Genomic DNA, 14,569 nt, shown 5'->3' on the forward strand with positions numbered 1-14,569 from the left:
CCCCCAGAGGGGGAGCAGCTCGTACGGCGTAGCTCCTCCCCCTCTGGGGGAGGTGGCCCGAAGGGCCGGAGGGGGTTCGCGGCGCGGCCGGCCCCCGCTAGTCTCCCGCCGTCCTCCAGCTTCCGGATTCGCCCGTGTCCCAGATCGCCGCCGCCGACCTCACCAAGGACCAAGCCGACGCCGAGCTGGCCTGGCTGGCCGACGCGCTAGCGGCGCACGACCTGCGCTATCACCAGCAGGACGCCCCGACGATCAGCGATGCCGAATACGACGCCCTCAAGCGCCGCAACCTCGACATCGAGGCGCGGTTTCCCGAGCTGATCCGCGAGAACTCGCCGTCGATGCGGGTCGGGGCGGCGCGGGCCGAGCAGTTCTCGCCGGTCGAGCACGGCGTGCCGATGCTGAGCCTCGACAACGCCTTTTCCAACGACGAGGCCACCGAGTTCGACGCCCGCATCCGCCGCTTCCTGCGCCTGACGACCGAACCGGTGTTCTACACCGCCGAGCCGAAGATCGACGGCCTGTCGGCCTCGCTGCGCTACGAGAACGGCGTGCTGGTCCAGGGCGCGACGCGGGGCGACGGCAAGGTGGGCGAGGACGTCACCGCCAACTTGCGGACCATCGCCGACATCCCGCACCGCCTGAAAGGCTCGGGCTGGCCCGAGGTGATCGAGATCCGGGGCGAGGTCTATGTCGAGCTGGAGGCCTTCGCCGCCTTCAACGCCGCGGCCCAGGAGGCCGGCCAGCGCACCTACGCCAATCCCCGCAACTTCGCCGCCGGCTCGCTGCGCCAGATCGACCCGAAGATCAGCGCCCAGCGGCCGCTGCGGTTCTTCGCCTATGCCTGGGGCCTGGCCAGCGGACCGTTCGCCGCCGGCCAGTGGGAGGCGCTGGAAAAGCTCCACCAATGGGGCTTCGTCACCACCGCTCCGCCGGCCAGGCGCGTCCAGGACGCCCAGGGCCTGCTGGACGCCTATGCCGAATTCGAGGTGCTGCGGCCCAAACTGCCGTTCGACATCGACGGCGTGGTCTACAAGGTCGACGACCTGGAGCAGCAGCGCCGCCTGGGCTTCGTGTCGCGCTCGCCCCGCTGGGCCATCGCCCGCAAATTCCCGGCCCAGCAGGCCCGCACGATCCTGGAGGCCATCGACCTGCAGGTGGGCCGCACCGGGGCGATCACCCCGGTGGCGCGGCTGAAGCCGGTGACCGTGGGCGGGGTTTCGGTGACCAACGCCACCCTGCACAACGCCGACGAGATCGCCCGCCTGGACGTCCGGGTCGGCGACACCGTGGTGATCCAGCGGGCCGGCGACGTGATCCCGCAGATCGTCGAGGTGGCGCTCGACGAACGGCCCGATCCCGAGCCCGAGCGCTACGAATTCCCGCACGAATGCCCCTGTCCGCTGAAGACGCCGCTGGCCCGCGAGGTCAACGCGTCCGGGACCGAGTCGGTGGTGCGCCGCTGCACCGGCGAATTCGCCTGCCCGTTCCAGCGCATCGAGCACCTGCGCCACTTTGTCTCCCGCCGGGCCTTCGACATCGAGGGTCTGGGCGAGAAGCAGCTGGCGGCGTTCTTCGAGGCCGGCTGGATCAAGGAGCCGGCCGACATCTTCAAGCTGACCAAGGACGAGGCGAAACTGGCCGAGCTTCGTGAGCGCGACGGCTATGGCGAAACCTCGGTGGCCAACCTGGTCAAGGGCATCGAGGCGCGGCGCACCATTGGCCTGGACCGGGTGATCTACGGCCTGGGCATGCGCGACATCGGCGAGACCACCTCGACGGTCCTGGCCCGAAACTTCGACCGGTTCGAGGACCTGCAGGCCGCCGCCGAGCGGGCGGCGGCGCAGTTGCCGGGGGCGGTCTATCTGGAGCTGTCGGGGGCGGCCGGCGTCGGTCCCAAGGCCCGCGACGAACTGGTCGAGGCGGGCAAGGGCGGGCTGAGGGCCGATCCGTGGCCGGAGGCCGACAGCCTGGAGGTCAAGATCGGCCACGCCGTGCCCAGGCTGAACAAGCCGGCCCGAACGGCCCTGGCCGAGCGCTACGGCGACTGGGACGCCTTCGCCCAGGCCCTGGCCGAGGCCGGGCAGGGGGCGCCGGGCGACGACTACCTGCAGCTGGCGGCCATCGACGGCGTCGGCCCGGTGGCGGCCCAGTCGATCGCCCGCTTCTTCGCCGAGGAACACAATCGCGAGAAGGTGGCCAACCTGGTCGCCGAGCTGGACATCCAGCCGGTGGCCAAGCCCAAGACCGACACGGCCGTGGCCGGCAAGACCATCGTCTTCACCGGCTCGCTGGAGAAGATGACCCGCGACGAGGCCAAGGCCCAGGCCGAGGGGCTGGGCGCCAAGGTCGCCTCGTCGGTGTCCAAGAAGACCGACCTGGTGGTCGCCGGCCCGGGGGCGGGCTCGAAGCTGAAGACCGCCACCGAACTGGGGATCCAGGTGATGACCGAGGACGAGTGGCTCGAGATGGTGGGCGGCTAGGAATGAGCAAATTGATTTCCACCCCACTGTTGTCATCCCGGCCGAAGCGAAGCGTAGAGCCGGGACCCAGGGGACTGGGCGCCGCTTCTACCCAGTCCCCTGGGCCCCGGACAGCCTCTGCGAGGCTTCCGGGATGACAACCTATTTTCAGACTGTTCGGCCGCCAAGTCGTCCGACTTCCAGGGCAAGAACCTGATGCCCGTCGTCGCCATCGACTTCGAGACCGCCAACGAACAGCGCTCCAGCCCCTGCGCCATCGGCCTGGCGTGGATCGAGGACGGGCGGATCACCGAGGTCGAGCACCACTACATCCGGCCGATCGACATGCGGTTCTCGGGCTGGAATATCGCCGTCCACGGCATCCGGCCCGCCGACGTGGAGGACGCCGACGAGTTTCCGGCCGTGATGTCGCGGCTTCGCGACCGGATCGAGCGGGCGACGGTGATCGCCCACAACGCGGCGTTCGACATCAGCGTCATGCGCCGCACCTGCGAGCTCTACGGCCTGCCGTTCCCGTGCTTCGACTACATCTGCACGGTGCAGGTGGCCAGGAACACCTGGCCGCGGCTGGAGTCGGCCAAGCTGAACGCGGTCTGCGACTTCCTGGGCGTGGACTTCACGCACCATGACGCGGCCCAGGACGCCTATGCCTGCGGCAGCGTCGCCCTGGCGGCGGTCGAGGCGGTCGGGGCCTCGCACATCCGCGAGCTGCCCGACAGGCTGGGCATGACGGCCGGCCGGCTGACCGCGACCGGCTACACGACCTGTTCCAGCCCCGGCCTGAAACGGCGCGCGGTCTAGTTCGGGCCAGTCTTGTTCGAACTTGGCCATCAATTCATGGCCGGTTCAGCCGAACGCGCGTTAGAAGGGCGACAACAAAACCGGGAGAAGACCCCATGAAACTGCCTATCCTCGCCGCCGCGCTCGCCCTGTCCTCGGGGGCCTTGGCCTTCGCCGCCCCGGCCTCCGCCCAGGACGTCGCGGGCCTGTGGCAGACCCAGACCAATGGCAGCCAGGTCGAGATCAGCCGTTGCGGCAACAGCCTGTGCGGCAAGCTGGTCAGCTCGGACCACATCAAGAGCGACCCGACCGTGAAGGACACGAAGAACAAGGACGCCAGCCTGCGCAACCGGCCGCTGAAGAACATGCAGATGCTGTACGACTTCACCGGCGGGCCGACCAAATGGACCGGCGGCAAGGTCTACAACGCCGCCGACGGCGGCACCTATTCGGGGACGATCACCCTGATCTCGGCCAACGAACTGAAGCTCAAGGGCTGCATCGTGGCCCCGCTGTGCAAGACCGAGAAGTGGACGCGGATCAAATAGTCGACCGAGTCGGGGACGGGCCCAGGGGCCTGGCCCCGCCGGCGATCTTAACCCGTCACCGTGTAGATCATGATCCCGGTCGCCACCGACAGGTTCAGGCTGTCGGCCCGGCCGCGCATCGGGATCTTGACGTTGACGTCGCAGGCGGCGGCCAGTTCGGGCGGCAGGCCCTGCTGCTCGTTGCCCATCAGGATCAGCGAGGGCTTCACATAGTCGGCGCTCTTGTGGTCGACCGTGGCGGTCAGCAGGGTGCCGACCACGCTGCCGGGCCAGGTTTCCCGCCAGGCCAGGAATTCGGCCACCGAGGCCTTGGCGATCTTGACCGCGAAGATCGAACCCATCGTGGCCCGCACGCCCTCGACCGAATAGGGGTCCACGCAGTCGCCGACCAGGATCACCCCGCCGCAACCGGCCGCGTCGGCGGTGCGGATCACCGTGCCCAGGTTGCCCGGGTCGCGCACGGCCTGCATGGCCACCCAGCACGGGGCGCTCTCGGGCACGATGGCGCTGAGCGGCGCATAGACCTGCTTGAACACCCCGACCACGGCCTGGGGATTGTCGCGGCGCGAGACCTTTTCGAGGATCTCGCGATTGACCTCGATGACCTCGCCGCCCGCCTTCAGGCAGGCCTGGCTGGCCTTCTGCAGCATCGGATGGTCGGCGGCGTCGCGACCGTACATCAGGATCCTGGGGGCGTGGCCGCAGTCGATCGCCTCGATGACGATCTTCAGGCCCTCGGCCAGGAACAGGCCGCTCTCCTCGCGTTCCTTGCGCATGTGCAGGGCGCGGACGGCCTTGACGGTGGCGTTCGACAGCGAGGTGACGGTCTTCGGCGCGTGGGGGGCGTTCATCGCGGCTGCTCCGAGGCCCAGCGGGCGAAGAACGACAGGCCGATCTGCCGATCGCCCTTCTCCTCGACCAGCGACAGCTCGCCCCAGTCGATGACCCCGCCGCGCCCCTTCAGCTCCTGGGCCAGCAGCCCCGACATCGCCGCGCCCGAGACCCGGGCGGCATAGGCGTTCATCAGCAGGAACGAGGCGTCCGGGGCCAGGATCTGGGCGCAATTGGCGGTCAGCTCGGCCAGATCCTCGAACAGTCGCCAGACCTCGCCATCGGCGCCGCGGCCGAACTTCGGCGGATCCAGGATGATCCCGTCATACAGCGAGCCGCGGCGCACCTCGCGGGCCACGAAGCGGCGGGCGTCCTCGACGATCCAGCGGATCGGCTTGTCGGCCAGGCCGGCGAAGGCGGCGTTCTCCCGGGCGAAGCCGACCGACTTCTTGCTGGCGTCCACGTGGGTCACGGCCGCGCCGGCGGCGGCGCAGACCAGGCTGGCTACGCCGGTATAGCCGAACAGGTTCAGCACCTTGGGCTGGCGACCCTTGATGGCGCGGACCCGATGGTCCTGCCAGGCCCAGTTGGCCGCCTGCTCAGGGAAGAAGGCCAGATGGCGGAACGGGGTGAACTGGCCATGGAACTTCGCCTCGCCCCAGGCCAGGGGGAACTTCTCCAATGGCTTGCCCTTGAAGCGCCAGCGGCCGGCCTCGTCCTCGTCGGTGGGGTCGAATACGGCGTCGGCGGCGTCCCAGGCCTTCGGGTCCAGGCGCGGGGCCCAGAAGCACTGCGGCTCGGGACGCACGACGGTGTAGCGGCCGTAGCGCTCCAGCTTCCGGCCATGGCCGCTGTCCAGCAGGGCGTAGTCGGCCCAGCCGGTGGTGCGCATGACGAGGGGGGCGGCGGCGACGGTCGGATCCATGACCCCGCCAATACGCGCTCAGGGCAAGGCCCGTCCAGTCCGCGCCAGCAGCCGAGGCAGCAAAGGGTTCGCGGCGCGAGGCGTATGCGGGGTTTTGTCCCAATGGAACGGCGCGACGACGAACTGGCGGAGCGCCTTGGCCGCCGCGAGGCTCTGGAGCGGCCAGTAGAAGATCGCCCCCAGCAGCGGCAGGGGGCGTTGGCGGTGTCCGGCCCGCCGTTGGGCCTGGGCCCCGGCGATGGCGATACAGGTCCAGCCGAAGAACACCAGCATCCAGTCCATGGCCGGGACGGCCGGGCACAGGCCCAGCATCGAACCGGACCATTGCAGCAGGAGCCAGGCGAACAGCGGGCCGTGCAGGTGGGACGAGACGAGCGGCAGGGCCAGGGTTAGGACCAGGGCGGCGGCGCCTCGCGGGGTGCGCACCACCGGACCACGGGCGTGGACGGCCAAGGTCTGGAGGTGGCCTTTGATCCAGCGCGCCCGTTGCGGCGTCCAGACCTTCAGCGTGGCGGGCGAGGTCTCGAGGGTTGGACGGGTGATCACGTCCAGCCTGTAGCCCCGGGCGGCCAGGCGAAAGCCGATGTCGGCGTCCTCGGTGACATTGTAGGGATCCCATCCGCCGATGGCGCGCAAGGCGTCGGCCCGGAAATGATTGCTGGTGCCGCCGAGCGGGAAGGCCAGGCCCCAGCGCGCCAGGGCCGGCAGGAAGACCTCGAACAGCACCGCGTATTCGAGGGCGAACTGATCGGGCAGGAACCGCGGGTCTGGTTCGATCCGCAAGGGCGCCTGCAGGCAGGTCAGGCCGTCGTCGGCCTGGGCGAACCGCGCGGCGGCTTCGCGGAGCTGGCCGGGATGCGGTGCGTCCTCGGCGTCATAGATGACCACCAGCTCGCCATGCGCGCGCTCCAGGGCGACGTTACAGGCGCGGGGTTTGGTCTGCGGCGAGCCGGGCGGCGCGATCAGCACCTGGAAGCCGGCCGGAAGGTCCAGGGCGCCGAAGGCGGCCTGGGTCTCCTGGTCGTTGGCCTCCAGGGCGATCAGCACCTGCAAGCGGTCGCGCGGATAGTCCAGCCGCGTTAGATTTGCGACCAGCTCCGCCGCCACCGCCGCCTCGCGATAGAGCGGGACAATGATCGTGTAGGCGGGCAGGGCTTCGTCGGGCAGAGACGCCGCGAGCGTCGGCGCGCGGGGCGTGAACGCGGCGACCAGCTTGATCGCCGAATGGCTCATGAACCCGACGAAGAACAGCAGGTGGAAACCCTCCAGCGTCGCGCGGGTCTGGAACGTCGCCAACAGGAGCAGGGTCGCCAGCAGGATCGCCAGTCCCGCCATCTGACCACGGGACAGTCGCCGATGGGCTCCATCCGGCAGCGGCGCGGCCGCCTGGACCGCGTCGTCCTTCGTCGCTCCGATCCCGCGTCCGTTGGACGGCTTCGTCCTGAACGCGCTTCGCCGCTGGTCTCTCTCTTCTCGCGCCATCGCCCCCGCCGCGCACAGTCGGATCCAGCGAGCAGATAGCGAATCTTCAACCTTAAAGTGTCAAACGGAAAAACACGTGTTTTGGGGAAATCCTCGGGAGTTGCGACGTCTGGGTGATTCCCGTTTAGTGTCGGGTTCGGGGACGAGGTAGGGGAACGCCACATCGTGACGGTCGCGTTGAAGAAGCCGCACAAGTCGGCCCGCAAGCCCAAAGGGGACGGCCATCTGCGTCGTGGAGAAATCCTGGCCGCCGCCGAGAGGATCTTCATCGCCGAAGGCTATGCCGGGGCGACGATCCGCAAGATCGCCGACGCCGTGGGCGTCTCGTCGACCGCCCTCTACATGCACTTCCGCGACAAGGACCAGATCCTGCTGGAGATCAGCGACGACGCGATCGGCCAACTGCTGGCCGTGAACGTCGATATCGCTCACCGGCCGATCGACGCCGTGGCGCGGGTGCGGCTGATGCTCGAGGCCTACATGAAGTTCGCGTTCGACAATCCCAACACCTACCAACTGGTGTTCTGCGGATCGCGCGACGTGATCTCCAAGGAAAAGCAGGCCGCCACCGCGGAACTGGGCGATCGCTGCTTCGCTGAGTTCAGCGGCCCGATCCACGAGATCGCCGCCGCCGGCCGCCTGCGCACCGGGTCGGGCGAGAGCGCGGCCCAGGTGCTGTGGGCCGCCTGTCATGGCCTGGTGGCCCTGCTGATCACCCTGCCGGACCGCAACTGGGCGCCGCGCGGGGAACTGATGACGGTCATGCTGGACGGCCTGCTGCACGGCCTGGTCACGGACTGACATCCATGCGCGCCGCCTTGCTCGCCGGCCTCGCCGCCGGCCTGGCGGCCGTCGCGGGACCCGCCGCCGCGCAACTGAGCCCGGGACGGGTGATGTCGCTGGATTCCTGCGCCGACCAATATGTCCTGGCCCTGGCGGCCCGCGAGACCATCGTCGGCGTGTCGCCGCGCGCCGCCGCGCCGGATTCCTTCCTTCGCGCCAGGGCGACGGGCCTGCCCAAGCGGCGGACGACGCTGGAGGCGGTGCTGGGTGCGCGTCCCGACGTCGTGGTGCGTCAGTGGGGCGGCGACGCCCGGCTGACGGCGGCTCTCGCCCGGCGCGGCGTGCGCACGATCAGCCTCGGCGACGCCACCGATTTTGACGGCGTGCGCGCCAATGTCCGCCAGGTGGCTCAGGCGTTGAACCGCGGACCGGAGGGCGAGGCCTTGCTGGCGCGGATGGACGCCGATCTGGCGAGGGCGGCCGGCGCGGGCAGGGGGCGGGCCGCCTTCTATCTGACGCCGGGCGGCTACACCGCCGGCCCCAACACGATGGTCGACGCGATGCTGCGGGCGGCGGGGTTCACGAACGCCTCGGCCAAGCCCTATTTCTCACCCGCGCCGCTGGAGAAGCTGGTGCTGAACCCGCCCAAGGCGGTGGTGCTGGGCTTCTTCGACCTGACCCGGGCTGGAGCCGATCGATGGGGGCCGGGACGTCACGCGGCGCTGCGCCAGGCGACGCGGGGCCGGGTGGTCGCCTCGCTGCCCGGCGCCATGCTGGGCTGTTCGGCCTGGTTCGCCGCCGACGGGGCGCAGGTCCTCGCGGAGGCGGCGCGATGAGCCCGCGTCGCCTGGAGCTTTGCCTGTTGCTGGCCCTGATCGCGGCGGCGGCCGTGGCCATCGGCCTGGGTGAAAGCCCGCTGAGCGCCGCGCAGTATCACCAGGCCCTGGCCGACCCGGCCTCGGCGCCGGGCGAGGTGCTCTGGGCCATCCGTCTGCCGAGGGTGCTGATGGCCGCCCTGGTCGGAGCAGGCCTCGGCCTGGCCGGGGCGACGATGCAGGGCCTGCTGCGCAACCCGCTGGCCGAGCCGGGCGTGCTGGGCGTTTCGGCCACGGCGGGCCTGGGCGCTTCCCTGGCCATCGCCGGCGGGTTGGCGGCGTTTCCGGGCGCCATCGAGCTGGCCGCCCTGGCCGGGGCGCTGGCGGCCGGGGGCGTGGTCGTCGGCCTGGCGGCGCGGTTTCGCGAGCCGGAGGTGCTGATCCTGTTCGGCGTGGCCCTGTCGGCCTTCGCCGGCGCCCTGACAGCCCTGGTCTTCAACCTGTCGCCGTCACCGGTGGCCATCGCCGAGGTGCTGGCCTGGCTGATGGGCTCGGTCGAGAACCGCGACCTCACCGACATTCTGCGGGCCCTGGGGCCGATGGCGGTCGGGGCGGGACTCTGCCTGTACGCGGCCAGGGGGCTGCGGATGTTGACCCTGGGCGAGGAGGCGGCCCAGATGTCGGGCCTGCCGATGGCGCGGCTGCGGGTGGCGGCGGTGGCCGGCTCGGCCCTGCTGGCGGGGGCGTCGGTCGCGGCGGCGGGCGTGATCGGTTTCGTCGGCCTGGCCGCGCCGCACCTGGTGCGGGCCGCCGTGCGCGACGATCCGGGCAAGCTCCTGCGACCCTCGGCCCTGGCGGGGGCGGTGCTGCTGGTCGCCGCCGACCTGGCCGCCCGCCTGATCCCGACCGAGCAGGAGCTGAAGCTGGGCGTGGTCACCGCCCTGTTCGGCGCCCCGGTCTTCGCCCTGCTGGCCTGGCGCGCGGCCCGGAGCTGGCGCTCATGACGGCGGCCTGGATCATCGCAGACGCCAAGGCCCGGCGCGGCAAGGCCCTGGTGCTGGACGGCGCGTCCCTCAAGGTCGCGCCCGGCGAGGTGCTGGGCGTGGTTGGTCCCAACGGCGCGGGCAAGACCAGCCTGCTGCGGGCGGGCCTGGGCCTGATGCCGCTGGACGCGGGGCAGGCGCGGCTGGCAGGGCGCGCGGTGGGCGACCTCAGCCCCGTCGATCGAGCCCGCCTCGTCGGCTACCTGCCCCAGGAGCGCCGCCTGGCCTGGAACCTGCCAGCTTTGGAGGTCGCCGCTCTCGGTGCGCCGGACTTGCCGCCAGGCCAGGCCCTGGCCGTCGCTCGCGAACGGCTGGAGCGGGTGGGCGTCGCCGACCTGGCGGAGCGGGGCGTGCTCGACATGTCGGGCGGCGAGCGGGCGCGGGTGCTGCTGGCGAGACTCCTGGCCACCCGCGCCCCGCTGCTGGTCGCCGACGAGCCGGTGGCGGGCCTGGACCCCGACGCCCAGTTGCTGACCCTGGACCTGTTGCGGGTCGAGGCGGCGGTAGGAGCGGCCGTGGTCGTCACCCTGCACGACCTGGGCCTGGCGGCGCGATCCTGCGACCGCGTGCTGGTGCTGGACCACGGCCGCGTGGCGGCGGAGGGTACGCCGGTCGAGGCGCTGTCGCCTAGGGTTCTGGCGGACGTATTCAGGCTGGACGGGGCGTTGGTCGAGACGCCCGCGGGCTTGGTCGTGGCGGCGCGGCGGGCCCCTCCCCCTCACGTCAGAGAAGGGTCCGCCTAGCGCGTACCCGGCACGTAGCTCCCCTGCGGGATCGCCGTCGGCGCGCTCGATGCCGTGCTCCCGCCGATCGGCGGCAGGCCGCCCGGGGGCGTGCCCGTCGGGCCCGCATAGCTGTACCCGCCGCGCTTCAGGTCGCTCGACAAGGTCAGGGGGGCCACCCCGCCGTTCAGGCGGGCGCGGTAGACCATGGTCGTCTCGATGGTCCGCATCACGTAGTTGCGGGTCTCTGAGAACGGGATGCACTCGATGAAGTCCAGGGGGTCGGTGGTCGCGCCGCGCGGGTCGCCGCACAGGGTGACCCACTGGGTCGGGCGCCCCGGGCCGGCGTTGTAGGCGGCGGCGGCCAGGATGTATGAGCCGCTGAAATTGCTGACCATGCTGCCCAGATAGGTCGAGCCCAGGCGCATGTTGTAGAACGGGTCGGACAGGCGATCGACGCTGTGGTTCTCGCCCAGTTGGCGCGCGACGATGGAGGCGGTGGCCGGCATCAGCTGCATCATGCCGCGCGCCCCGGGGGCGGAGCGGGCATTGGGGTCGAAATTGCTCTCCTGGCGCGAGATCGAATAGACGAAGGCCGTCTCGGCCGCGCCCGGTCCCGGGGTGAACAGGTGGTCGAGCAGCGGGTAGCCGCGCTCGGGCAGGGTGAAGCCGCGCTGGGCCGCCGTGCGGACCGCGCGCATGGCCAGGTCCGGATCGCCGTAATTGCGGGCCAGGTCGACCAGCAGGGCCTCTTCCTCGGCGGAGGGCAGTTGGTCGTCGATGAACAGTACGAAGACCCGCACCTGGTCGCGCGCCCCGGCCGCCATCAGGGTGCGCACCGCCCGCACCAGTTCGCGGCCCTCGAAGCGGGCCCGGTCGGCCTGGGTGATCGTCGGATCCTTGTCGAGGCGGATCTCCTTGATCCCGGCCTTTTCGGCGGCCAGCTGCCCGTAGAAGGTGGTGATGTAGCGCGCGCCCTCGGCGTAGAAGGCCTGGGCGGCGATGCGGTCGCCCTGGGCCTCGGCGGCGCGGCCCTGCCAGTAGAGGGCCCGGCCGCGGGTGATCGGCGAGGCGCCGATCTCGGCGATGCGGGCGAAGTGGGCGGCGGCGCGGTCGGCGTCCTTCAGCCGGCTCAGGGCGATCCAGCCCGCGTAGAACTCGCTTTCAGCCGCGTCGGCGCCGTCCTTGAGGCGGGCGTTGGCGGCGGCGTAGGCGCTGGCGCTGTCGCCGTTCTTCAGGGCCGACACCACCAGTTGCTTGCGCTCGCGCCAGATGGCGGACGCCGCGTCGCCGCTGGGCGGTGGGGCGGGGAACTGGCCCACCAGCGGCAGGGCCAAGGTGTCCAGGCCCTTGCGGCGCAGATAGGCGGCGCGCTCGAAGACCACGCCGGGCAGGGCCTGCTGGGCCGGCGACAGGGCGGCGTAGAGGTCGTTGGCGTTGCTCGCGTTCGAGCGGAAGGCGATGCGCGCCTGGGCGGCCGCCTGCTGGTCGTAGGGCAGCAGGGCGACCATGTCGCGGGCCGCCGGGCCTTGCGTTCCATACAGCAGGATGTCGGCGCGGCGGACGTGGTCGTCGCTCGTCAGCAGCGCGCCGAACCGGGCCAACATGCCGCGCTGGGCGTCGAGTTCGAACACCTGGTCACGCCACCAGCGGCGAATCAGGTTGGTCGCGTCGCTGCCGCGGCCCGCGGTCTGGTAGGCGGTGGCCAGGGCCATGGCGCCCTCAGCGGTCTGCGGGTCGCGGCCGCCGAACCAGGCGATCATGCGCTGGGCGTCCAGGCCGGAGGTGACCAGGGCCTTCTCTGCGGCGTTCTCGCGGCGCTGGGCGCGCGGCCAGCCGGACAGGTCGCGGCGGGCCTGGTCCAGCTCGAAGAAGCTCATGCTCTCGGCGCCGGCGTCGACCAGGGCCCACAGGGCGATCTTGCGCGACAGCGGGTCCTGGATGCTCGACATGGCCATGCGGATGGTGGCGGGATCGCGGCTGGTCACCGCCATGCGCAGGTTGGCGGCGTCGGCATCGGCGGGCGTGGCGTAGGTCGCGGTCGGCGGCGTGGTGATCAGGCCCTGCGGCGTGGCGCTTCCCGTATAGGGCTGGGGCGCGCGGGGCAGGTCGACGTCATCCTGGGCCAGCGCCACACCGAAGAGCGCCACCACCGCGGATCCGCCCAGCAACACCTTACCCAACCCTGACGCCAAAACGTCGTCTCCTTCGATTCTCTGCCCAGCGGGCTGTATTCTCGCCGTTTTCGGATGAACGAGGGGCCGATTTGCGGCGCTTGCGACCCTGACTGGCGCTTATAGACCGCTTCGCGGCGGATTGACCCTTGCAGAAACGTCCCCAAATCGGTGCAGAGCGTCACGGACCGGTTGCGGGACATGGGGAGCGGGACATATTGTCCGCCCCCATCCTCTGGCCGCAACCGTCGCGGCGCGTTTCTCACGGCAAATTGCAAGTCATGGCTCATTCTCCGTTCAAGGGCGTCATTCCGGCGCTGGTCACGCCATTCCGCGACGGCGCGGTGGACGAGAAAGCCTTCGTGGCCCTGGTCGAGCGCCAGATCGCCGGCGGCGTGCACGGCCTGGTGCCAGTCGGCACCACCGGCGAGACCGCCACCCTGAGCCACGACGAGCACAAGCGCGTCGTGGAACTGTGCGTGCAGACCGCTCGCGGTCGCGTGCCGGTGATCGCCGGGGCCGGCTCCAACTCGACCGCCGAGGCGATCGAGCTGGTCGCCCACGCCAAGGCGGTCGGCGCCGACGCGGCCCTGGTGGTGTCGCCCTACTATGTCCGTCCCAGCCAGGAAGGCGTGTACCAGCACTACAAGGCGATCAACGACGCCGTGCAGCTGCCGGTGCTGGTCTACAACGTGCCGGGGCGCACCGGCTCGGACATCGCCAACGAGACTCTGGAGCGACTGTCCAAGCTGCCCAACATCGTCGGTATCAAGGACGCTACGGGCGACCTGACCCGCGCCAGCTTCCAGCGGATCATGTGCGGCCCCGACTGGGTGATGCTGTCCGGCGACGATCCGACCGCGCTCGGCTACGTGGCGCATGGCGGCCACGGCGTGATCTCGGTGACCTCGAACGTCGCTCCCGACGCCTGCGCCACCTTCATCAACGCCTGCCTGAATGGGGAATGGGAGACCGCGCTCTACTGGCAGGACCGCCTGGTGCGGCTGCACAAGGCGCTGTTCCTCGACGCCTCGCCATCGCCGACCAAGTTCGCCATGGCCCATCTGGGCCTCTGCGAGGCCGACGTGCGCCTGCCGATCGCCCCGTGCAGCGACGCGGTGAAGCCGGCGATCCTGGAGGCCATGCGCGAGGCGGGTCTGGTCTGATGACCAAACCGATCGCCGAGAACCGCCGCGCGCGGTACGACTACTTCATCGAAGAGACCGTCGAGGCCGGGCTGATGCTGACCGGCACCGAGGTGAAGTCGCTGCGCGTGGGCCGGGCGAATATCGCTGAGTCCTACGCCTCGGTGGAAGGGCGCGAGATCAAGCTGATCAACGCCGACATCCCGCCCTACGGCCACGCCAACCGCTTCAACCACGAGCCCCGCCGGCACCGGAAGCTGCTGCTGCACCGCAAGCAGATCGACAAGCTGATCGGCGCGGTGCAGCGGGACGGCCGCACCCTGATCCCGCTCAAGCTCTATTGGAACGAGAGGGGCCTGGCCAAGCTGGAGATCGGCCTGGCCAAGGGCAAGAAGAACCACGACAAGCGCGAGACCGAGGCCGCGCGTGACTGGCAGCGCGACAAGGCGCGGCTGATGAAGGGCGACCGAGGGGACTAGGGCGATGGCCTTCGTTCGGCTGACGGACTCGTACGCGGTTGTCGACGACGAGACGGGGCTTTGTCTGGAAAATCAGGCCCAGGATCGGGAGCGGACTTGGTGGCGTCTGTCGCTTGGCCTGGACGTCATCAGCTTCACGGCCCAGTCGGATGTGATCCCGTCGCCGGATCCGTCGGCTGTGGATAGAACCTACCTTTTCAAGGTGGACGGCCCTTACGGATCGGACCTTCGCTTGGGCGTTGATCGTTCCCACGATGCGATCCGACGCCGTATCGAGCAGGCGTTGCGGGGGTGGGTCGAAACCTCGCCGGCTAACCGCGGTCTGTACTTGAGCGTGATGTTTGAACATGCCTGTTAGG

The 14,569-nt window shown here is 70.4% G+C and carries 14 protein-coding genes; 10 read left to right on the plus strand and 4 right to left on the minus strand.

The features are described 5' to 3' along the window. Nucleotides 1-134 precede the first annotated feature (134 nt). From ligA to AC07NX_RS24575, 3 genes are all read left to right on the plus strand, one after another. Complete coding sequence (gene ligA, locus AC07NX_RS24565; protein ID WP_494645514.1) at nt 135-2,483, plus strand: NAD-dependent DNA ligase LigA; 2,349 nt, start codon at nt 135-137, stop codon at nt 2,481-2,483. Nucleotides 2,484-2,678: 195 nt separating this feature from the next. Then, nucleotides 2,679-3,284: a 3'-5' exonuclease gene (locus tag AC07NX_RS24570; RefSeq protein ID WP_494645515.1), complete on the plus strand. Its 606-nt coding sequence runs from the start codon at nt 2,679-2,681 to the stop codon at nt 3,282-3,284. 95 nt (nt 3,285-3,379) lie between these two features. Continuing rightward, nucleotides 3,380-3,811, plus strand: coding sequence for a DUF2147 domain-containing protein (locus AC07NX_RS24575; RefSeq protein ID WP_494645517.1), 432 nt, complete (start codon nt 3,380-3,382; stop codon nt 3,809-3,811). A 47-nt stretch (nt 3,812-3,858) separates the two neighbouring features. On the opposite strand, the gene AC07NX_RS24580 is transcribed toward AC07NX_RS24575, so the two are convergent. Genes AC07NX_RS24580 through AC07NX_RS24590 form a run of 3 tightly spaced genes read right to left on the minus strand, consistent with a single transcriptional unit; the run spans nt 3,859 to nt 6,902 of the window. Then, complete coding sequence (locus AC07NX_RS24580; protein WP_494645519.1) at nt 3,859-4,662, minus strand: TrmH family RNA methyltransferase; 804 nt, start codon at nt 4,660-4,662, stop codon at nt 3,859-3,861. Continuing rightward, nucleotides 4,659-5,567: a class I SAM-dependent rRNA methyltransferase gene (locus AC07NX_RS24585; protein WP_494645521.1), complete on the minus strand. Its 909-nt coding sequence runs from the start codon at nt 5,565-5,567 to the stop codon at nt 4,659-4,661. Before AC07NX_RS24585 ends, AC07NX_RS24580 begins: the two co-directional genes overlap by 4 nt. A gap of 18 nt (nt 5,568-5,585) precedes the next feature. Beyond that, entirely contained in the window at nt 5,586-6,902 is a 1,317-nt protein-coding gene (locus tag AC07NX_RS24590; RefSeq protein ID WP_494645522.1) for a glycosyltransferase, read from the minus strand. A gap of 312 nt (nt 6,903-7,214) precedes the next feature. Here AC07NX_RS24590 and AC07NX_RS24595 point away from each other — a divergent pair, with 312 nt between their 5' ends. From AC07NX_RS24595 to AC07NX_RS24610, 4 genes are read left to right on the plus strand one after another with little or no spacing between them, the layout of a single operon-like run. Continuing rightward, nucleotides 7,215-7,850: a TetR/AcrR family transcriptional regulator gene (locus tag AC07NX_RS24595; RefSeq protein ID WP_494645524.1), complete on the plus strand. Its 636-nt coding sequence runs from the start codon at nt 7,215-7,217 to the stop codon at nt 7,848-7,850. 5 nt (nt 7,851-7,855) lie between these two features. Next, the gene (locus AC07NX_RS24600) at nt 7,856-8,668 is read left to right on the plus strand and encodes an ABC transporter substrate-binding protein (protein WP_494645526.1); all 813 of its coding nucleotides are present in this window, start codon (nt 7,856-7,858) and stop codon (nt 8,666-8,668) included. Then, nucleotides 8,611-9,651: a FecCD family ABC transporter permease gene (locus tag AC07NX_RS24605; RefSeq protein WP_494645577.1), complete on the plus strand. Its 1,041-nt coding sequence runs from the start codon at nt 8,611-8,613 to the stop codon at nt 9,649-9,651. The genes AC07NX_RS24600 and AC07NX_RS24605 overlap by 58 nt, the downstream gene beginning before the upstream one ends. Beyond that, on the plus strand, nt 9,648-10,433 hold the full coding sequence (locus AC07NX_RS24610; RefSeq protein ID WP_494645528.1) for an ABC transporter ATP-binding protein: 786 nt from the start codon (nt 9,648-9,650) through the stop codon (nt 10,431-10,433). The genes AC07NX_RS24605 and AC07NX_RS24610 overlap by 4 nt, the downstream gene beginning before the upstream one ends. On the opposite strand, the gene AC07NX_RS24615 is transcribed toward AC07NX_RS24610, so the two are convergent. Beyond that, nucleotides 10,430-12,607 (minus strand): transglycosylase SLT domain-containing protein, encoded by a 2,178-nt coding sequence (locus AC07NX_RS24615; RefSeq protein WP_494645531.1) that lies wholly within the window; start codon nt 12,605-12,607, stop codon nt 10,430-10,432. The two genes, AC07NX_RS24610 and AC07NX_RS24615, sit on opposite strands and share 4 nt — an antisense overlap. Before the next feature lie 260 nt (nt 12,608-12,867). Between AC07NX_RS24615 and dapA the strand changes: the two genes are divergently transcribed. From dapA to AC07NX_RS24630, 3 genes are read left to right on the plus strand one after another with little or no spacing between them, the layout of a single operon-like run. Next, entirely contained in the window at nt 12,868-13,752 is an 885-nt protein-coding gene (dapA, locus tag AC07NX_RS24620) for a 4-hydroxy-tetrahydrodipicolinate synthase (protein WP_056759913.1), read from the plus strand. Continuing rightward, entirely contained in the window at nt 13,752-14,210 is a 459-nt protein-coding gene (gene smpB, locus AC07NX_RS24625) for an SsrA-binding protein SmpB (RefSeq protein ID WP_494645533.1), read from the plus strand. Before dapA ends, smpB begins: the two co-directional genes overlap by 1 nt. A gap of 4 nt (nt 14,211-14,214) precedes the next feature. Continuing rightward, nucleotides 14,215-14,568, plus strand: a complete 354-nt coding sequence (locus tag AC07NX_RS24630) for a hypothetical protein (RefSeq protein WP_494645535.1) — start codon at nt 14,215-14,217, stop codon at nt 14,566-14,568. The last annotated feature ends 1 nt before the right edge of the window (nt 14,569 follow it).

The organism is Caulobacter sp. GW821-FHT09A05, assembly GCF_059418465.1.